This is a genomic window from Pauljensenia sp. UMB10120, from assembly GCF_030212035.1.
In the GTDB taxonomy this organism is placed as follows: domain Bacteria; phylum Actinomycetota; class Actinomycetes; order Actinomycetales; family Actinomycetaceae; genus Pauljensenia; species Pauljensenia radingae_A.
Genome location: NZ_JASODH010000011.1, coordinates 1 through 19,021, shown reverse-complemented (window position 1 = coordinate 19,021; position 19,021 = coordinate 1). Strand labels below are relative to the sequence as shown.

The following is a 19,021-nucleotide window of genomic DNA, read 5'->3' as shown; positions in this document are numbered from 1 at the left end:
AGTAACTTTGCAACTACATACCGTTGAATTTAAGTTCAATGTGTAGCTAGGCCTTATTAATAGCGTTTGACAACACGCGCTCCTATTTGCCGTCGTATCTCACGAGACGCTGACGTGGATGGCCGCACCATCGACCTGCAGCCTCAGGACTGTGAAGTCATTGCAAAGCAGCGTGGCTTGCACGTTGGACATAGGACATAACGACGTCGATCAGTCCATTTCCGCGTCAAAGAAGAATGTGGCTCGCCCCAACTACGACGCCATGGTGGCATCCCTCGAACGCGGCGAAATCGACGCGATCATCTGCTGGGACCTCGCTGGACAGTCCGATCGGTCGGACAGAATTACTCCCGCACCCCAGCGTAATCAGGGGTGCACCTTAAAAACATTCGGAGGTGGGGGTAACTCCCCCTCGTTGCCCAGAGACAAAATACGCCAGTGGCGTCTGTATGACGCCCCGAAGGTAGGACAAATTCCAATCCAGAGAGGTCTTGCACTGTTGCGGTGCGGTTGTCTTCTTTCTCACCGTATTGCACCCTGCGAAATTAATTGGATACGATAGAACCATGTTGATTTCAGGTTCCGTTTTCATGCGGCCGCTCACCAACCGCTAAGGCGGTTTTCTCCCTCCCGCGGGTCAAAAACCGCTCCGGTCCTTTAGCCGGGCGGCCATTTGCCATGCCCGGCTCCGTTTCAACTCCACGGAGCACACCTGATGTCTACATACGGATACGGCCGTCACGAACATGGCCAAAATTTTCTCACAGACCAAAAGATCATCAACACCATCGTCGATCTTGTAAAACAAACCACCGGCCCCATCATCGAGATCGGGCCGGGAAGCGGTGCCCTCACTCACCCGATATCCCGCTTGGGGAGGGCAATAACGGCAGTTGAGGTAGACGCAAAACTAGCTGCCAAACTCACAAAAAAGACCGCCTCGGCGTCGGTCGAAGTGGTCCATGATGATTTCCTTAACTTCCCGTTACCCGCCACTCCCTGCGTCATTGTGGGAAACATTCCCTTTCACCTCACCACTGCCATTCTTCGAAAGTTGTTGCATGCGCCGGCATGGACTGACGCTGTACTCCTCATGCAGTGGGAAGTCGCTCGCCGCCGGGCCGGGGTAGGCGCAAGCACGATGATGACGGCTCAGTGGTCCCCATGGTTCACGTTTCACCTTGGTTCCCGAGTACCAAGGTCTGCTTTCCGTCCACAGCCTAACGTTGACGGGGGGATCTTAGTGATCCGCCGGGTGGGTGACCCGAAGATCCCGATAGAGCAACGCAAAGCCTTTCAGGCTATGGTGCACACCGTTTTCACCGCCCGGGGACGCGGGATAGGGGAAATTCTCCGAAGGGCAGGGTTGTTTTCATCACGTTCAGATACACAATCATGGTTGCGCTCGCGAGGAATCGACCCCGCAACCCTACCCCCCAGATTGCGCACCAGCGACTGGATCGATCTCTTTCAGGTGACTGGTTCCTCTCCATCGCACCATCGGCCAATTTCACAATCGGGAAGTAGTCAACGCCCTCCTCAACGCAAAAAACGAGGCCGGCGGCGTTAATCTCCCCGCCACCCAAACCGAAATCCACCAGTAGTAGTGGACGACCAGTGCTGGTCTACCGTGAGCCGGGTTATGACAGTGACGTGTTCTCGTCGGGCACAGTCATAGTTCCCGGCGTTGCCGGCGACAGGGTTCTATACCCAGCAGCGGGGCCGATCAAAATTACCCGCACGGGGAACGACCCTGCTGGTGGTTTCGATTTTGATGGAAGCGAGGAGATTAGCCCGTCGACAACTCCCCGTAGCTGGCGAACAGTAGCTCCTGGCGCTGGCGCTCGTTGGTGAGTTTGCGTGCCACACCGAAAGCTTTATTTACTTCTCGGTCCATTTCGTCGTGAGCCTTGAGCAGAGTTTGGTCCATCGCTAACGGGTTGTAGTGCTCCGCGAGTGACCCCTCGGGGTGCCGCTCGCGGGCCCGCAGTACCAACTGTCCAGCGTCGATGATTCGCTGCTGCGCTTTCTCATCTAGTTCACACGGAGCTGGTCCGAAGGAGTAGCTCCCGGTGTACTCCGAAGAACGGAAAAATGAATAGTGGGGATACATCGACTTCCATTTTCCATTCTCCCGGCTCAGAGTATTGAGGGGGCTGGGACCGGGTCCGTAAACCCTTTATGTTTTCCACGCACAGCGGTTTATAGCGACGATCCCTATAGGTTTTCCGCAGAACCTATATGTATTTCTGTGCACCCCCATGTTGTCCGTTTTAGCGGTATTTCGTTGCTACTTCCGCACTTGCGAATAAAATGGTTATTTATCGCCGACACTCCGTCGAATTCCGGTTCAACGTGTGAATAGAGTGGTCTCTGCGCACGTCGGATTCTCACCGAGAGAGAGGCGTGGCAATCGCCAGCTTGGGCGCGAGCCAGCCGCACAGTTGGGTGCGAGCGCGCGTCGGCACAGGCGCTGAGTAAGAGATCAGGAGTGACGCACTATATGCGAGGACAGGAAAACCTCGAACCTGCTGAGGAGGCTTACGTGACGAATGGAAATCCGGATCGGCTCCGTGAGTTTGCTTTCTTCCCGTTTCGTGTGAAATATGAGCGCGGCGCTGCGCCTCGTTACAGTCCGCTCTTGGCGTGGAACCAGACACTGAACGAGCTTGCCGCGCTTGCCGAGGACGAAGACTGGGGCGAGGCGACCCGGTCACTCGACCATCCGATCCTCAACAACTATGTCAACTACACGTACAAGCGCCTCGTCACCGAAGACAAGATCGATGTGAGCGCTGATGGGCAATACGCTGCATTTAATACTGGACTGCTGACTGCACTTTCAGAGGAGCTCTTTGCGCTTTTTGAGAGGAACCACTTCCGCAACGATGACGCGCAAGATTGGTTTTTCAAGGGATGGGTTACCGAGTCCAACAGAGATCTTCTGGCTAATTTTGACCCCTTGCCGCAGATGGCACAGTACGTGAGAACAGCTGGCGACCTCGTATACGACTGCAGCTGCGAACTCAAATTGGCTTACAGTCACATCCTGGGCGATAACATTGACCGCTTTCCACTGGATTTGCAGGCGAACCCGGTCCGCGCGCGACAGGCGCTTGATTCTGCGGTGAACTGGGCGCTGCGCAAGACTCGCCGCAACTATAAAGTGGTCGTGCCTCAGTGGTATCCGGCCGCGCCTGAAGATACGGCACAGTTCCTGATGCCGTTGGATCTTGACAGTGATGGTCGAGCAGATCTGGCGCTGGTAGTGTCCAAGGCTAATGAGCGCATATACCGCGGACACACCGTGTTGACATTGGAGATGGCGTACTCGAATGCCCGCCTCGTCGCTCGTCCTGACTCCGAGTGGCTTCTACCCAGCGCGGGAGAACCTGACGAGGTCGACTGAGGCGGTGGGGCAGCGCTGTTCAGTGGGGCTCAGCGGCGGTATTGGGGAGTGAGGATCTAGGGCACTTCGGAGAGTGAGATTTAGGTGACACTGGTGAGCAAGGATCTGGTGCGACCTCGCGAGTGAGGCGCTGTGCCATAGCTCCTCGGTGAGGGATCGCTGCTCACTCCATCGAGTCAACGTAAATCGAGACAGTCATGGTGTGAGACTGGTCGGGTTCGAGTTCGATCGCTTCGTCTGCAACGTTGCCGGACTCGACACAAACAAACTCTTGCCATGCGCGCGATTCAAGATCATCAAATTGGCCAACCGTGTCTGACCAGGGGTTCCACACGATCGTGTTGGCCGAGCCGGACTTTTCAATCGAGACGATCCGCCGGAAACGGGGATCGCGGATCTGCACGTTCGCATCAGAGTGATAGATCCGGTCCGTGTACCGTACGAACGTCACCTCACCAATTTGCTTGCGCGAGTGGTCGCGTGCAAGCGACTTGTCGTCGTAGAAAGCGCCGTCGAGGCCCTCAATCGTGACGTCTTTGATGTCGCCAACCGCCACATAGGTGTGGAAAGCTTCCTGAAAGGTAAACGGTCGAGTGTCTGTGTTCGTCACAGTCAACCTCATCATCAGGGAATCGGCTACGTCGATCGAAAGGTTCGCCTCGAAACTGAAAGGAAAATAGCCGTCGGCGCCTGGCTGGACTGGCTGGTCCGACTGGCTGGAATTCTGTGAAGGAGAATGAGCCAGGGCGAATTCGGCATACGTGGAGTCGCTTTCCCCGCGCGCAATGTCCTTGTCGGCAGGATCTGGGCTGATCTGAGTCCACATAGCGGTGCGCGCGAAACCGTGTTTGGGAGCTTCAGGATCACTCAGATGAGCTCCGAACCACGGCAAACATATTGGGACCCCTCCTCGTGGCGTACGGACACCATCGTGTGCTGCCAGCGGAGACATCCAGATCACGGGTGTATCAGAGTCAACCGTCCACTCGAGCACCTGAGCGCCGAACGGGGAGATCGACGCCCGCGAGGATGAACCTTCCAGGTTAAGGGGAGTGGGAAGTGCTGATGAATCCGTCATGGTTTAAGAGTAGAGCGAAACAGGCTTTCATGGGCGCATTCGCCATGCGGGCTGCACAAGAAGGAACAACATCATTCGGGCTGTGCGCCATTCGGTGGGGCATTGGCGAGGGAGGCTGATGCGCTGTTGCCTTCACCGTGAACTACAGGAGCCCGAAGCGGTGCGAGGGAGGGGGCGGAGTTGGTGAATCAGTAATTCTGGGGAGGTGCCGTGTGCGTGGATGAGCAGTATCCACAGGCATGTGGCTGGCTATGGTCTTATCCACACTACTTTCACCCGTGGAGGCCACGTCCACAACTCGGTGACGGCCACTGCCAGGTGGCCGCGTCGTACTGCACAGTGGCTGCCATGACCACTAGGAAAGGCATAAACAGCGAGCCAGAACTCCGTCGCAATGGCACAGTCACGATCCCCACGGAGTCGAAAGAGGCGCGTGGCGATACCCACGGCGAGAACCCGGGCTCATCTGCTACGAGGCCCATTCGCGAGAGGATCCGAACCTTGACGCACTGCGAGCGCTTTGCTGCCTCGCGTGGTTCACCAGTTTTGCGTTTCCGCTCGCGCACCCTCGAGCAGTGGCAGACAGACCTTAAAGAACTCGGCGGAGTGACGCAGCCTCCCTCGGTCATGTGTGCCGATCGTGAAATGGTTGGCTCGCGCGTCGTGACATCGACATATGAACTGCGGCGGGCTGGAGTGGAAACCTCACAAATTGAGAGCGCGTGCCGCTCTGGACATATTGTTCACCTGGCGCGCGGATGGTATGTATCGCGCCGGCTATTCGACGGCGAAATGATGCATGCGGTCGCGGCGATTTTGCCTGATGATGCTGTTTTTGCCGGTGAAACCGCCGCTTTAATGTATGGGGTTAGTGTGCGGGATAGCCATGAGGCTGATGACGCCTTTCGGATCTGTGTGCTTCGCCCGGCCGGCACTCGCGCAGTACGCCGACCTGGTGTTGCATGCAGAGTTATGGAAGTTGATGAAAGCGAAATCGTGAGCATGGAGGGCATGCGCGTCACGAGCGCTTTGCGCACAGTGTGCGATGTTGCGATGGGAGCGACGATTGACCTCGCGACAGCGTGGATTGAAGGCTTTTTGCGCCAGGGACTCGTAACAGTGGACGAGCTGGTAGAAGCCGCGCAGGCGAGGGCTGGCAGGCGAGGTGTACGGATCTTACGTGCTGCGATTAACAATGCCGACATCAGATCCGAATCAGTTCAGGAAACTGCCCTTCGTCTGCGTTTACGTGAAGCAGGCCTTCCCCGTCCAATTCTTCAAATCCCTGTGCGTGTCAGCGCCACACAGCAAGGCCGAATCGCGAAAAGTAGCAGCATGAGTGAGGCGCGGGACTCGGTGACGGACAGCGAAGAGTCCCTCGTTTGCCCGCAGAACAGCACCAACTTGTGTGGAGGGCATGCCAGCGGTAAAGGCTCGTTCCGAATCGATCTGGGATGGTGCCTGCCTGCACAAGATGGTGGGCGCTCGAAGCGGCAAATATGCAGCCTCGGACGGTCGTGGGCGGACTCGACAGGGGTGCGGAGCGAGGGCGCGCACCATGTGCCCGGAGGGGCTAGTGGTGAGATCTCAAGCGGGTTAAAAAACGCAGCGGTGAAGATAGGTGTCGAATATTTTGGCGAGGAGTTCCATCCGGAAACTGGTCCACAGGCCGAACATGACCGCTGGCGGATCCAGGTTCTTGAGGAGGCTGGGTGGACTATCCTCGTGGTTCGTCGTAAAGATCTTCGCGGCGAGACGCCGTATCTCGAAAGAAGGATTGCCCAGCTGTTAGGCCATTCGGCTTCCATTCCCATGCGGCGCTCGTGGAAGAAGGCGCTTTTTGATCGGCGTCGAAATGCGTGGACGCGGGACGAGTCGGTGAGCCATAGCTGGCAAGTGGCGGCGGTGTGCTGACCCTAGACCGAGCGGCGGCCGAAACGTCGCGATGCTGACCAAGCCGCTTCGATCTTAGAGAATGAGAACAAGTACACGATGAGACGTCGTGATCGATAAGAGCCGCAGTTCCAGGATGAAACGGAACACATTGAGTGTCGTAAAGTGTTCGATTTCGCATGCTCGTCTCTATCGGAGACGCCGATGAGTGATTAATCTGGTATTTCGTGTGCACAGCTGCGTGAAGAGGAATCGACCCCTACACTCAACTGGCAACCCCAGACGTTTATTGCCGAGTGGTCGCGTGCACGGGTCCACTCGGCGCATTTTCTTCGATCGTCGCCATAAAGGAGGCAGGCAATGCCTGTGCGTCAGGACATTCGTAACGTCGCTATCGTCGCCCACGTGGATCATGGGAAGACCACGCTTGTCGACGCAATGCTCTGGCAATCAGGAGCCTTCTCCGAACATGATTCGGTGGAAAAGACCGGCGAACGCGTCATGGACTCGGGTGATCTTGAGCGTGAAAAAGGCATCACGATCCTCGCCAAGAACACCGCTGTGCACTACCGCGGGCCCGCTGCGCAAAAACTCGGTCTGGCCGAAGGCGTGACCATCAACGTCATCGACACCCCAGGTCACGCCGACTTTGGCGGCGAGGTTGAACGCGGGCTGTCCATGGTCGACGGCGTCGTCCTCCTCGTCGATGCCTCTGAAGGTCCGCTGCCGCAAACACGCTTCGTCCTGCGCAAAGCCCTCGAAGCTCAACTGCGGGTCGTCATTGTTGTCAACAAAGTGGACCGCCCCGATTCGCGCATTGAAGAGGTCGTCTCGGAAACCACTGACCTTCTGTTGTCCTTGGCTGAAGACCTTATGAACGAAGGCGTGGAAGCGGATGTTGATGCATTGCTGGACGTGCCCGTGATTTACGCATCAGCTAAAGCAGGCGTCTCCTCATTGACGAATCCCGGCGACGGCAAGCTTCCGGAAGAAGACCTCGAGCCACTCTTTGAAACCATCTTGCAACGTATTCCCGGTCCCAGTTACGACGAGGGGGCTCCTCTACAAGCCCATGTCACCAACCTCGATGCCTCTCCTTTCCTAGGGCGTCTGGCGTTGCTGCGCATGCACAACGGCACCCTGAAAAAGGGACAGAACGTCGGGCTCGCCCGTCATGACGGCACCATCAAGTCTGTTCGCGTCACGGAGCTACTACGCACAGAAGGTTTGGAGCGCGTGCCTGCTGAAGAGGCTGGCCCCGGCGAGATCGTTGCAATTGCCGGCGTCGACGATATTACGATCGGTGAGTCGCTGGTCGACCTCGACGATCCTCGTCCACTTCCCTTGATCAAGGTGGATGACCCCGCGATTTCCATGACCGTGGGAATCAACACCTCGCCGCTGGCTGGGCGTGTCAAGGGTGCGAAAGTGACTGCTCGCCAGGTTAAGGACCGTCTCGATCGTGAACTGGTGGGTAACGTGTCGTTGCGGGTTTTGCCGACTTCTCGGCCCGATGCGTGGGAAGTTCAGGGACGAGGCGAGCTTGCGCTCGCAATCCTCGTCGAACAGATGAGGCGTGAAGGGTTTGAGCTTACTGTCGGTAAACCACAGGTTGTGACCAAGGAAATTGACGGTAAAGTTCACGAGCCGATGGAGCAGATGACCATCGACATTCCTGAGGAGTATCTGGGCGCGGTGACCCAGCTGATGGCTCAGCGTAAAGGCCGCATGAACTCGATGGCTAATCACGGGAGTGGTTGGATCCGCCTCCAGTTCACGATCCCTGCCCGCGGGCTGATTGGCTTCCGTGCGCGTTTCTTGACTGAAACTCGTGGAACGGGAATCGCCTCGTCAATTTCGGAGGGATACGCTCCGTGGCAGGGGACGATTGAGCAGCGGCTGACCGGCTCCTTGGTTGCTGACCGTGCAGGGCAGGCAACGCCTTACGCGATGACCAACCTGCAGGAGCGCGCATCGTTCATTATTGAGCCGGGGTCAGAGGTTTATGAAGGTCAGGTTGTAGGGGAGAATCCCCGTAACGAGGATATGGACGTCAATATCACGCGTGAGAAGAAGCAGACGAATACGCGTTCGGCCACCGCTGATGTGTATGAAACGTTGACTCCGTCGCGAAAACTGACGCTGGAAGAGTCGCTGGAGTTCGCGTCTAATGATGAATGCGTTGAGGTCACGCCTGAGGCGATTCGTATTCGTAAGGTCGTGTTGGATTCGCAGGAGCGTTTTAAGATCGCAGCGCGTCAACGTCGTAAAGATAAGTAGTCTAGGTTTTTTCGCCGAGTAGACGCGTGCAAGCGACCACTCGGCGAAATTTCAGGGATGGTTGCCTTTTCGTGCCCTGCTACCAGCGCGCAGGAGGGACGACTTTTCCGGTCACCATCGTGTCCGCTTCGACACGAACGATTCCCCGCCGCGCCTCGATAGTAACGTGGTCGGGCGCAACTTCCAGTAAAGTCCCCAGAGCATCGCGAAAGCCTTCGCCTTCGCGATACCTCACCACGACCCGAGTGCCAACTGCCCATCTCATCCAAGGAAGCTCAGGCGGTTGTTTAGGAAAGCCGTGTTGAGCCCTATTGGCAGGTTGTGACGTGTTTTCTGAGTACATGAGCTTTCTTTGATTGATTGGGCGCCACTGCGACTAAGTGGCGTCTTTACAGGAGAAATCGCTGAGAGTCCACGCGCAAATGGTGGTCGCAGGCTGAATGCTGTCGCATATGAGTGATAATAGTGGCACTAATATAGTCAACGCGTCGAGCTGTGCGATGAGCCGGCAGTCCCGTGGGATATGTGATGGCCTCGAGTGCACGTCGCGTTGAGAAGAGGGAGGGATCTCATGACGTATGTCATCGCGCAACCTTGCGTGGACGTCAAAGACCGTGCTTGCGTGGATGAATGCCCTGTGGACTGCATTTACGAGGGGAAACGATCGCTGTACATTCATCCCGATGAATGTGTTGATTGCGGGGCATGCGAACCTGTGTGCCCGACCGAGGCCATTTTTTACGAGGATGATCTTCCGGAAGAATGGTCGGATTATTACCGCGCGAATGTCGACTTCTTCAAAGATCTCGGCTCGCCAGGCGGCGCGCAGCGTGTCGGAGCACAAGAATTCGACGATGAGATGATTCAGGATCTTCCGCCTCAAAACGAGGAGTACCTGTCCCAAAACTGAGGCAGTCCCATCAGTGCATCGCTGTGATGACTATATTGGCGAGTGGTCGCGTGCAAGCGACCACTCGCCACTTATTTGCTGGAGACTTGTATGAATGCTCTGCTCCGTCCCTTGAATTTGCCTGACTTTCCCTGGGATAGTCTGGAGCCGGCGCGCGCACGCGCCGCGGAGCATCCCGGTGGCGTGTGTGACCTTTCGATCGGCACACCGGTCGACCCCACACCCACGATCATCCAGGACGCCCTCGCCAATTCCACTAATGCTGCTGGATATCCTCGGGTTGAAGGCACGCTGGAACTCCAGGAGGCAATGGCTCTGTGGGCATCGAAGCGAGGTATGGTTCCTCTCCAATCTCCACGGGAGGCAACTGCACAATCGGCGGCCGTCATTCCGACGATCGGGTCGAAGGAAGCGGTCGCATGGCTGCCGTTCGAACTGGGGCTGACTAGCGATGACACCATCCTTGTGCCGGAAGTTTCCTACCCTACATATGACATCAGCGCCCGCCTCATCCGTGCGCGATGCATCCGCGTGGATCCAGAGCGCGTCGACACGTGGCCTGACGCATCCCTCGTCTGGGTGAACTCGCCGTCGAACCCCACTGGGCACGTCCTCACTCGCGAGAAGTCGCATGCAAGCGTCCAATGGGCGAGAGAGAAGGGCGCGATAGTGGTCTCGGATGAGTGCTACGCCGCCTTGCCTTGGCAGGCTCCTTTTACTTCCGAGGGTGTCCCATCCTTGCTTGATCGCGACATTTGCGACGGTGACCCAACCGGAATCATAGTCCTGTACTCCCTGTCGAAACAGTCCAACATGGCTGGCTACAGAGCCGCACTGATGGCGGGGGATCGCGACCTGATCTCTCGAGTTCTCACCGTGCGACGCCACACCGGAATGATCCTCCCCGCGCCCATACAGCACGCGATGGCTGTCGCACTCACGGACACCGACCACGTTGAGCACCAGCACGCCCTGTATGGAGCTCGCCGCACCATTTTGAAGCGTGCCCTTGAGGACGCGGGGCTGTGCGTCGACCCGCACTCGGCAGCAGGTCTTTACTTATGGGTAAGCGATCCGAGTGGACGCATGAACGGCTGGGACCTTGTCGACTGGTTTGCCGAGCGTGGAATGATCGTGGCACCAGGCGACTTCTACGGAGAACGCTCAACCAACTTCGTACGAGTCTCCCTGACCGCAACCGACGAACGCATCCAAACTGCGGCCCGCCGCCTCATTTCTGACGGGTTTGCGAGCGCGAATAGTCGCTAAGATCCAATGCGACGAGGATGGGGCTGCGCTACTGGATGCGAGATCCCTGCGCGAGCTGACCTCGGGGGTATTAAAGTAGGACTATAAGCCCATGCGTCGATGTAGTCGCGCCTGTTTGAGGAGGTAGTACATACCGATGAGCACTGAAGCTTCCGATCAGTCAACGAAAGCAGCCCCGTCCTCGTCAAAGCCACATGACGCCGAAGCTAAACCGGACGGCTGCCTGACTATTGGTGACAAGACGCTGCCGCTTGAACGCGTCCATGCGACCGCCGGCTCTGATGGCGTACGCATCACGAAAATGCTTTCAGACACTGACGTTGTGACGTTGGACCCCGGCTTCGTCAACACCGGATCGTGCGAGTCTGCCATCACGTTTATTGACGGCGCGAAAGGAATCCTGCGTTATCGTGGATACCCCATTGAACAGCTCGCGAAGCATTCCTCCTTCCTCGAGGTTGCCTACCTGCTGATTTATGGTGAACTTCCCGACGCGCAGACACTTGAGCTGTTCATCCGTCGTATCCAGCGTCACCGCCTGCTTCACGAGAATTTCAAGGCATTCTTTACAGCATTCCCGCACCGCGGGCACCCGATGGCGATCCTCCAGGCAGGTGTCGCCGGTTTCGCCACCTATTACGAGGACACGCTGGATCCGCGCGACCCCGAGCAACTCAACGTGGCGCTCGTATTGCTGCTGGCGAAGCTTCCCACCATGATCAGCTACATCGCGAAGCGAGCCGCCGGCCTGCCACTGCTGTACCCAGATGCTCAACGTTCCTACACTGAGGATTTCATCCGTATGACGTTCGGCATGCCGTACCAGTCCTATGACATTGATCCGGCGCTGGTGCATGCTCTCGACACATTGTTCATTTTGCACGCCGATCATGAGCAGAACTGCTCGGCGTCCACCGTCCGCCTCGTCGGCTCCTCGCAAGCCAACCTGTATGCATCAGTGGCAGCGGGAATTGGCGCGCTGGCAGGTCCGCTTCACGGCGGTGCCAACGAAGCCGTGCTGAAGATGCTCAACCAGATCATCGAATCGGGCGAATCAGTTCAGTCCTACGTTGAGAAGGTTAAGAACAAGGAAGAGGGCGTGCGCTTGATGGGCTTCGGCCATCGTGTGTACAAGAATTACGATCCGAGGGCGGCCATCGTAAAAGAAACGGCTCACGATGTGCTGTCTCGTCTGGGCAAACGCGATGAGATGCTGGATGTCGCGATGGAGCTCGAGGATATTGCCTTGAATGACGATTACTTCAAGGAACGCAAGTTGTACCCCAATGTTGACTTCTACACTGGCCTGATTTACTCGGCGATGGGCTTCCCAACCAAGATGTTCACACCGCTGTTCGCGCTGGGGCGTCTTCCCGGCTGGATTGCGCAGTACAAGGAGATGACGGAGGACTCGGCAACGAAGATCGGTCGGCCCCGTCAGGTCTACATTGGTGAGGTTGAACGCGACTACGTGCCGTTACGCCAGCGTAGCTAGTCCGCGCAGTTTTTGTTTTTTCGCGAGTGGTCGCTTGCACGCGACCACTCACGAGATCTTGTTGAGGGCTGGGGGACTTCTCCTTCCGCGTTTCGGTCTGTGTGGCCTAGTTGCGGGCGACTGGACGCGAGGACTGTGGATAAAACTGTGGACTGTGTGGAACCAGTCGGCGCAGTCCCGGAAATCGTTGAAAAGACGCCAATTTGACAATTAAGTTTGGGTGCGCTACAGGGTGTGACCTTACTGAAAAGGTGCAGTAATCCACAGAAAATATGAGAAAATTGACGAAATTGTGGATAGCGTGAGCCACCCTCGTGCAGTATCAACCACGGGCATAAGCAGCGCCCAGCACCCCTGCAATAGCCAGGCACCTAGAAGCTGGCTGGCCCACTAGGAAATGACTGATCGCGGAGGTCCTATTTGCTGGGAGCGAGGAACATGACGTTACCCCGCTATCTCCACGTGACGCTCAAATGCGATGCGGCTTCCGGCTTATTAGCACCCGGACGTGCCGCCACGCGTCGCTGCACCCAGCATCACGATCACGTCACGAGGAGGCTGGCCTCCATTCAAAGACCTAACGGTGGGGGAGAGCTCAAGTATGCGGCTCGGCTAGTCGTCCTCGTGGTTTTCACGATGATGCTGCTGCGGGTCATTCCACTCGATTGAGCGGCCTCCGCGCGCGTGGGCTTCAATTCTGCCGGACACGGAGCGCTTGAAGAGAACATTCGAGGCTCCGGCAAGTTCACGAGCCTCCACTGTTCGCGGTTCTGCGAAAAGACCGTTCGCGCCCGGAATGACGCCGCCTCCAGGCATGAGCGCCACCTGGGTATCGGCTGTCAGGAACAGTCCGGCTTCGATCACGCAGTCATCACCCAGCGGAATGCCCAAGCCGGAGTTTGCGCCCAGCAGACAGCGTTTGCCCAAGCGGACCTGGTCGTCGCCGCTACCGCTCAGAGCGCCAATGGTCGAAGCTCCGCCGCCTACGTCGGATCCATCACCGATGACAACGCCGCGCGAGATACGGCCTTCGATCAGGCTGCGGCCCAGCGTGCCCGCATTGAAGTTCACGAACGCGGCATGCATGACTGTTGTGCCCTTCGACAGGTAGGCACCCAGGCGAACTTTCGCACCGTCAGCGATCCTGACTCCATCTGGCACGACGTAGTTCACCATCGGGGGGAACTTATCCACGCCGGTTACGGTGACAGGACGGCCGAGGTGTTGGCGCAGGCGAAGGCGGGTTCCTTCGAAGTCATCGATCGGACACGGGCCTGCCGACGTCCACACAACTGAAGGGAGGCGCGAGAAAATGCCGTCGAGGTTGATCGTGTTGGGCTTGACGAACCGGTGGGACAAAAGATGCAGGCGAAGGTAGGCATCGGCGGTGGATTGAGGGCGATCCTCTAGGTCAGCGGTGCAGGTGACAACCTGTGTGTGCACTCCGCGAGCCTCATCGCGTCGTTCCAGTTCGGAGAGCATATCGAAGAGCTCGGCGTCTGGGGCCGAGTTAGAACGTTCGCCCAAATGGGGGTGCGGGTACCACACGTCCAGTGTGTGACCATCGTCGGCAACTGTTGCCAGCCCAATTCCCCATGCGTTCATATTGTGGGTCTCAGTTGTGTCCTCAGTCATGGTCTCAGTTTACGGTGCTTGGCATTTCCCGGAAGGACTTTGGCGAGGGGGAGGGCTGCAGGCGGCTTGCAGGTGGGTGCCATAGTCGACGAGACATGTGCCGAGTGGTCGCTTGCAAGCGACCACTCGGCACACAAGAGGATTGAAACGCGATCAGGTTTTCCCATATTGTGAGATCGTCGAATGGTTTGAATGGGTGTCAGTGCCCGTTGGGCCTGTTGTGCTGATCCCATAAGTCGGGCCAGAATACGTCCAGCTCAGCCAGCATCGACCGAAGGAGCGGCAAGGAGATACCAACAACGGAGTGGGGATCCCCCTCGACGCCCCGGACGAATGCCCCTCCAAGACCATCGATCGTGAATGAGCCCGCCACCTCAAGCGGCTCACCCGAGTCAACGTACGCTTTGATTTCTTCGTCGGTCATTGAGCCGAAATATACGGTTGTGGAAGCTGAACGCCCGGCCGTTCGCGCAACTTGATAGGCCACGTCCGTCGACTTGGGCGTGTCAGCGGCGGGTTCGGGGGCACGGGACGGCTTCACGCCAGCGAGGGGAGAGGCACTCTCTTCGTCAATCGAATTGTGGCTTTGCGCTGTTAGGAGGGCGACGTAGTGCCCTGTCCACAACGTGCCGCTGCGTCCTTGCATCGACCTGATGCGTTCGATGGCAGTCAGGCGGTTATGCGGCTTTCCATACATGACGCCATCCAGTTCGAACATGGAGTCGCAGCCCACGACGATAAGGTCTTCGTGTGTGCGATCTTCGGCACGAGCCTCGTCGACGGCCGTATGGTCGAGGGAAGCGCAGGCCAGCCTGTCTGCCACCGCGAGGCATTTTGCCTGAGCCAAAGCGAGAACTTGGTCGGCAGGCGATGGGTCTTCGTGTGAAGGGTCACTTGACGAAGAGAAGGCTTCTTTGAGCCGTCGGAGAACTTCGTTCTCATCAACATCTGACACCATGACAATCGGTGTGATTCCTGCTGATAGGAGCGTCGCGAGGCGCGCCGGCGAACGGGAAGCCAAAACTAGATGCATACCGCCTAGTGTGTCACTTCGACGAGTGGTCGCGTGCACGCGACCACTCGCGGATAACGAGGAACGTGACGATCGACACATAAGGCGCTATGCTATGGAAGGTTGCATTCATGCAGGTGGCATGCCAATCGCGGAGAATTTCCGCGTTGGGGCGACACGAACGCTACTTTCACAAGTGTGTCAGGCGAAGAGATAACGCTACGGCTTACGCTGCGCGATGCAGAATACTGATGCAGAAGGATGCGAGTACGGAAGGGAGGAATGGTGCGTGACTGGACAGTGCGAAGCTGACATTAACGACAGCAACAATGATCAGCGAGACGGTCACAGTGATGCTTCGTCGAGCAGAACTTCTGAGCACCCGCCCTCACGTCCGGCCAGTTCAGTTGTGCCCTCAGAAGACGATCAACCGTCCGCGCAGCCGGGCTCGCCATCTTCTATGCATCACGAGCAGTCGCTTGCACGCGACCACTCGGCGCAAGCGGGGGAAGAACGGGGAAGCGTGCAGGCGGGAGTGAGCCGCGGGGCGGGAGCCACGATACGCGAGTACGAGGAACAATTGCTAGGCGAAATCCCGCATCTGACCGTTGAAGACCTTGCCAACGCGGTTGGCGGAACCGTTGACGACGTGAATGATTTCTGGACGACGATGGGCTTCCCGGACGCCGACCCCGAATCGCCGCTCTTCACCCACCGTGACCAGGAAATTTACGCCAAGTGGACTCAGCTCGTCGCCGATGGAAGTGTCGACCGATCCACCGCACAGTCTTTGCTCCGAGCCCACTCCCACATCACCGACCGCCTGGCGTTGTGGCAGGTGGAAGCGTTCGTGGAAGATTCTGTCCGCCGCCTGAGGCTTGATGATACAGCGGCCCGCCTCGTCACACTCGACCAGATGCGCCAGTACGTCGACCTGCTGGGCGAGACTCTCGTATACTCCTGGCAGCGACAGCTGCACTCGCTCCTGGATCGCGTCGACCATGAAGTCTCGCAGCGCGGGCACGAATCAGCCAGGCGTCGATTCCCGCTGAACCGATCCCTCGGTTTTGTCGACATGGTCTCATACACGGCCTCCTCGACCATCCTGGGCGGCAAGCTAGTTGGCCTGATCCAACGTTTTGAGGACGCGAGCCGAATCGCTGTGACTCAAGCAGGCGGCAGAGTCGTCAAGATGATTGGTGACGCCGTGTTCTTCATTGCTGACGATTTGCCCACCGGACTGAATGTGGTGACCTCATTGATTGAGCGCCTTAACGCCGATGATGACATTTTGCCGGTTCGCGCTTCCTTCGTACGGGGTGACGTGTTCTCCCGTTCAGGTGACGTATTTGGACCGCCGGTGAACCTCGCGTCTCGGCTGGTGGATATCGCGCCGGTTGGGCGAATCCTGACTGACCCGACTACCGCCGCGGCAGTTTCCGCGGGTAAAGGCGGAGAAGGCTATGCGATCGAAACCTTCCCCAGCACAGAACTTCGCGGCTTCGGCCTCGTCTCTCCGTACCTGCTCTCGCGTCAATACGAATAACGGTGGTGGACGAGGGGAGAGCGCCGCGTCAGTTACAGCGTCTGTTTTAAGCTGCGCGCATAAAATTCCATCTCGCTGCTTTCGCCTCCGGCCTGCTCAAAACACCTGCCACGTGAGACAACGGTGTGACCTCGCCCGCTCAAAGGCCGCGTTCTCCTCGTTAAAGAACGGTGCAAATTGAGATGAAAAAGGTCAAGTAATGTGAAAGAGCGCTCCTAGGATGTACCATTAAGCCGTGACTACAGTACTGCTCGTCGAAGACGATCCCGCGATTTCCGAGCCTCTGGCTCGCGCCCTTGGGCGTGAAGGCTACGAGGTCCGAGCTCATGGCACTGGTAAAGGCGCTCTCAATGAGATTGACGGCGCCGATCTAGTTGTCCTCGATTTGGGCTTGCCTGACATTGACGGCCTTGAGGTTGCGCGTGAAATCCGCTCGCAAGGCCGCCCCACACCTATCCTGATTCTGACCGCTCGCACTGACGAGGTAGACATGGTCGTAGGCCTGGATGCCGGTGCCGATGACTATGTGACCAAGCCGTTCCGCCTGGCTGAGCTCCTGGCTCGTGTGCGCGCTTTGTTGCGCCGCTCGGTCGGTGACGTGTCAGAGGGTGAGATCAGCGCTCAGGACGTGACAATCGATGTCTCTGCACATAGGGCCTTCGTCGGATCGCGTGAACTGCATCTGACTGCCAAAGAATTTGAGCTGCTGCGAGTGCTGGTACGTGAAGCCGGTAACGTGGTCGAGCGTGAAGCACTGATGCGTGAAGTGTGGGGGTCCGACCCATCAGGGTCGACCAAGACGCTGGATATGCACGTGTCGTGGCTGCGCCGCAAGCTCGGAGACGATGCCGGATCGCCGCGATACATCACAACCGTGCGTGGAATGGGTTTCCGTTTCGAAAAGAACGGTCACTAGGCCGCTCCTGCTCTAACCCCTTACTGCGCTCCCCTTGCTGCGCTGCGCTTAGAATTGGCGGGGCTTAATGGTGAATGCTCATCCCAGCAGTGAGCCAACGCTGACACCTGTTAGACCCTGCCGGCGCATGTAAGCGCTCGCAGCCAACCGGTGTCTACACGTTGCGGTGCAACCGGTCAGCGCTTGCACAAAACGATGGGCTGACGCCAAGATCGGAGGGAACGATGGGACGCCGAGCAGCAAAAATGATCCTGGCTGCCGTGACAGTCGTTGTCCTGCTGATGGGTATTCCGGGCGCGACGATCGGCTCCATTATGGCGTGGCAAAGTGAGCAAAATGCTCTGGATGCGCGCGTCGAATCCCTCATGCGTGCATCCGACCGCCGCATTTCGGAGGGCACACAGATTTCTGAGCATCTGGTTGAAGCCTGGGCGACACCGCTGATCGTGGAAGAGGCTGATGCATGGACACGTGTGAAAGCTCGCGGGCAGGATGAAATCGTGGTGGGGGAGACCATTTCGGGCCCTAAACTCAGGTCGTCGGAATCATCTTCGTTGGGGACGATCGTGACGATGGAAACTTCCGCGATGCCCGCGATCCGTCGCGTGATCGGTGTGATTGTCCTGTTCATCGGTGGTGCAGCGCTGTCGATGCTGGTTGGTTGGGCTTTGGCGAAGCGGCTGTCGCGACGACTGTCCGCCCCGTTGATTTATCTGGCTGCTCAGGCTGAGCAAATTGGCGCCGGTATGGTGCGTGCGCGAGTGAAGCCATCCGGCATTGAGGAAATCGACTTGGTCCAGGATGAACTGGCCAGAACAGCAGAGCGCATGGCGGGGCGCTTGGCGGCAGAACGCCGTTTTTCCGCTGATGCTTCTCACCAGCTGCGCACGCCTCTGACGGCTCTGTCGATGCGGCTCGAGGAGATCGAGATGATCGCTGAGCAAGACGAAGTGCGTGAAGAAGCATCCAGCTGTCTTGAACAGGTCGAGCGCTTGACGACCGTGGTGACGGACCTGCTCGACACGTCCAAACGCACCAGCGGGCACACCGAGGCTATCCATGTGGTGGAAGTATTCAACACGGCTCGCGAAGAGTGGGAGAGTGCTTTCACGCAGGCCGGTCGGACTTTGACTTTCACCGATGAATCGGGTGCTTCGGTGCTGGCCGATGCAGCGAAGCTCGGGCAGGTGCTGGCAACACTGATCGAAAACTCCTTGCGTTACGGTGCCGGCGAAACGCGAGTGGTTTCCCGCAAGTCACCCACGAAGCGCGGTGTGATGATCGATGTGAGTGACGAGGGCAAGGGTGTCTCTGAGGAACTGGCTCCCGAGATTTTTGACTACGGCGTATCCGGTCACGGGTCCAGTGGAATTGGGCTGGGATTAGCGCACGACCTGACCGAAGCGATGGGCGGGCGACTGGAACTGACGCAGGCAGCGCCACCGGTATTCACCGTGTCACTCGCGGCCATTCCCGCATCGATTGACCCCGATCGAGTCATGCCGCAGGGACCCCTGGTATCAATGGGAAGGCGCTCGCGGCGCTTCTGATTTTTATTGTGTGTGCCGAGTGGTCGCG

At 57.8% G+C, this 19,021-nt stretch carries 16 protein-coding genes; 11 read left to right on the top strand and 5 right to left on the bottom strand.

Annotated elements, in window-relative coordinates:
- Nucleotides 1-118 precede the first annotated feature (118 nt).
- Together QP093_RS09440 and erm are read left to right on the top strand one after the other, a co-directional pair.
- Nucleotides 119-562, top strand: a complete 444-nt coding sequence (locus QP093_RS09440) for a recombinase family protein (protein WP_223845690.1) — start codon at nucleotides 119-121, stop codon at nucleotides 560-562.
- Between the two features lie 153 nt (nucleotides 563-715).
- Nucleotides 716-1,570: a 23S ribosomal RNA methyltransferase Erm gene (erm, locus tag QP093_RS09435; protein WP_070429178.1), complete on the top strand. Its 855-nt coding sequence runs from the start codon at nucleotides 716-718 to the stop codon at nucleotides 1,568-1,570.
- A 219-nt stretch (nucleotides 1,571-1,789) separates the two neighbouring features.
- Here erm and QP093_RS09430 read toward each other — a convergent pair whose 3' ends face one another.
- Complete coding sequence (locus QP093_RS09430; RefSeq protein WP_285016262.1) at nucleotides 1,790-2,113, bottom strand: type IIL restriction-modification enzyme MmeI; 324 nt, start codon at nucleotides 2,111-2,113, stop codon at nucleotides 1,790-1,792.
- A 432-nt stretch (nucleotides 2,114-2,545) separates the two neighbouring features.
- On the opposite strand from QP093_RS09430, the gene QP093_RS09425 reads away from it, so the two are divergent.
- Nucleotides 2,546-3,409: a DUF3825 domain-containing protein gene (locus tag QP093_RS09425; RefSeq protein ID WP_157886376.1), complete on the top strand. Its 864-nt coding sequence runs from the start codon at nucleotides 2,546-2,548 to the stop codon at nucleotides 3,407-3,409.
- A 163-nt stretch (nucleotides 3,410-3,572) separates the two neighbouring features.
- Here the strand turns inward: QP093_RS09425 and QP093_RS09420 are convergent, their stop codons facing one another.
- Nucleotides 3,573-4,487 (bottom strand): D-hexose-6-phosphate mutarotase, encoded by a 915-nt coding sequence (locus QP093_RS09420; RefSeq protein ID WP_058237068.1) that lies wholly within the window; start codon nucleotides 4,485-4,487, stop codon nucleotides 3,573-3,575.
- Nucleotides 4,488-5,183: 696 nt separating this feature from the next.
- On the opposite strand from QP093_RS09420, the gene QP093_RS09415 reads away from it, so the two are divergent.
- Together QP093_RS09415 and typA are read left to right on the top strand one after the other, a co-directional pair.
- Nucleotides 5,184-6,401, top strand: coding sequence for a hypothetical protein (locus tag QP093_RS09415; RefSeq protein WP_285016260.1), 1,218 nt, complete (start codon nucleotides 5,184-5,186; stop codon nucleotides 6,399-6,401).
- A gap of 339 nt (nucleotides 6,402-6,740) precedes the next feature.
- Nucleotides 6,741-8,660 (top strand): translational GTPase TypA, encoded by a 1,920-nt coding sequence (gene typA / locus QP093_RS09410; RefSeq protein ID WP_285016259.1) that lies wholly within the window; start codon nucleotides 6,741-6,743, stop codon nucleotides 8,658-8,660.
- 79 nt (nucleotides 8,661-8,739) lie between these two features.
- Here typA and QP093_RS10145 read toward each other — a convergent pair whose 3' ends face one another.
- The gene (locus tag QP093_RS10145) at nucleotides 8,740-8,925 is read right to left on the bottom strand and encodes a putative acetyltransferase (RefSeq protein WP_058237840.1); all 186 of its coding nucleotides are present in this window, start codon (nucleotides 8,923-8,925) and stop codon (nucleotides 8,740-8,742) included.
- Between the two features lie 306 nt (nucleotides 8,926-9,231).
- Here QP093_RS10145 and fdxA point away from each other — a divergent pair, with 306 nt between their 5' ends.
- The 3 genes from fdxA (at nucleotide 9,232) to QP093_RS09395 (ending at nucleotide 12,334) form a co-directional block, all read left to right on the top strand.
- Nucleotides 9,232-9,570 (top strand): ferredoxin, encoded by a 339-nt coding sequence (gene fdxA, locus QP093_RS09405; protein WP_058237065.1) that lies wholly within the window; start codon nucleotides 9,232-9,234, stop codon nucleotides 9,568-9,570.
- Nucleotides 9,571-9,660: 90 nt separating this feature from the next.
- Nucleotides 9,661-10,839, top strand: a complete 1,179-nt coding sequence (dapC, locus tag QP093_RS09400) for a succinyldiaminopimelate transaminase (protein WP_285016258.1) — start codon at nucleotides 9,661-9,663, stop codon at nucleotides 10,837-10,839.
- Between the two features lie 136 nt (nucleotides 10,840-10,975).
- Nucleotides 10,976-12,334 carry a citrate synthase gene (locus QP093_RS09395; RefSeq protein WP_285016256.1) on the top strand — a complete coding sequence of 453 codons (1,359 nt, stop codon included), beginning with the start codon at nucleotides 10,976-10,978 and terminating at the stop codon, nucleotides 12,332-12,334.
- Between the two features lie 612 nt (nucleotides 12,335-12,946).
- Here the strand turns inward: QP093_RS09395 and dapD are convergent.
- Together dapD and QP093_RS09385 are read right to left on the bottom strand one after the other, a co-directional pair.
- The gene (dapD, locus tag QP093_RS09390) at nucleotides 12,947-13,969 is read right to left on the bottom strand and encodes a 2,3,4,5-tetrahydropyridine-2,6-dicarboxylate N-succinyltransferase (protein WP_285016254.1); all 1,023 of its coding nucleotides are present in this window, start codon (nucleotides 13,967-13,969) and stop codon (nucleotides 12,947-12,949) included.
- A gap of 199 nt (nucleotides 13,970-14,168) precedes the next feature.
- Nucleotides 14,169-15,002, bottom strand: coding sequence for a Maf family protein (locus tag QP093_RS09385; RefSeq protein WP_285016253.1), 834 nt, complete (start codon nucleotides 15,000-15,002; stop codon nucleotides 14,169-14,171).
- Nucleotides 15,003-15,270: 268 nt separating this feature from the next.
- Between QP093_RS09385 and QP093_RS09380 the strand changes: the two genes are divergently transcribed.
- The 3 genes from QP093_RS09380 to QP093_RS09370 all read left to right on the top strand — a co-directional run bounded on the left by QP093_RS09380 (nucleotide 15,271) and on the right by QP093_RS09370 (nucleotide 18,993).
- Nucleotides 15,271-16,527, top strand: a complete 1,257-nt coding sequence (locus tag QP093_RS09380) for an adenylate/guanylate cyclase domain-containing protein (RefSeq protein ID WP_285016252.1) — start codon at nucleotides 15,271-15,273, stop codon at nucleotides 16,525-16,527.
- A gap of 235 nt (nucleotides 16,528-16,762) precedes the next feature.
- On the top strand, nucleotides 16,763-17,443 hold the full coding sequence (locus QP093_RS09375; protein ID WP_285016250.1) for a response regulator transcription factor: 681 nt from the start codon (nucleotides 16,763-16,765) through the stop codon (nucleotides 17,441-17,443).
- A 224-nt stretch (nucleotides 17,444-17,667) separates the two neighbouring features.
- Nucleotides 17,668-18,993 (top strand): HAMP domain-containing sensor histidine kinase, encoded by a 1,326-nt coding sequence (locus tag QP093_RS09370; protein ID WP_285016249.1) that lies wholly within the window; start codon nucleotides 17,668-17,670, stop codon nucleotides 18,991-18,993.
- The last annotated feature ends 28 nt before the right edge of the window (nucleotides 18,994-19,021 follow it).

Excerpts from the sequence above, each read along its gene's own strand:
- QP093_RS09440 (WP_223845690.1), top strand. The coding sequence starts at position 119 with ATGGCCGCACCATCGACCTGCAGCCTCAGGACTGTGAAGTCATTGCAA.
- erm (WP_070429178.1), top strand. The coding sequence starts at position 716 with ATGTCTACATACGGATACGGCCGTCACGAACATGGCCAAAATTTTCTC.
- QP093_RS09430 (WP_285016262.1), bottom strand. The coding sequence starts at position 2,113 with ATGTATCCCCACTATTCATTTTTCCGTTCTTCGGAGTACACCGGGAGC.
- QP093_RS09420 (WP_058237068.1), bottom strand. The coding sequence starts at position 4,487 with ATGACGGATTCATCAGCACTTCCCACTCCCCTTAACCTGGAAGGTTCA.
- typA (WP_285016259.1), top strand. The coding sequence starts at position 6,741 with ATGCCTGTGCGTCAGGACATTCGTAACGTCGCTATCGTCGCCCACGTG.
- QP093_RS10145 (WP_058237840.1), bottom strand. The coding sequence starts at position 8,925 with ATGAGATGGGCAGTTGGCACTCGGGTCGTGGTGAGGTATCGCGAAGGC.
- fdxA (WP_058237065.1), top strand. The coding sequence starts at position 9,232 with ATGACGTATGTCATCGCGCAACCTTGCGTGGACGTCAAAGACCGTGCT.
- dapC (WP_285016258.1), top strand. The coding sequence starts at position 9,661 with ATGAATGCTCTGCTCCGTCCCTTGAATTTGCCTGACTTTCCCTGGGAT.
- QP093_RS09395 (WP_285016256.1), top strand. The coding sequence starts at position 10,976 with ATGAGCACTGAAGCTTCCGATCAGTCAACGAAAGCAGCCCCGTCCTCG.
- dapD (WP_285016254.1), bottom strand. The coding sequence starts at position 13,969 with ATGACTGAGGACACAACTGAGACCCACAATATGAACGCATGGGGAATT.
- QP093_RS09385 (WP_285016253.1), bottom strand. The coding sequence starts at position 15,002 with ATGCATCTAGTTTTGGCTTCCCGTTCGCCGGCGCGCCTCGCGACGCTC.
- QP093_RS09370 (WP_285016249.1), top strand. The coding sequence starts at position 17,668 with ATGGGACGCCGAGCAGCAAAAATGATCCTGGCTGCCGTGACAGTCGTT.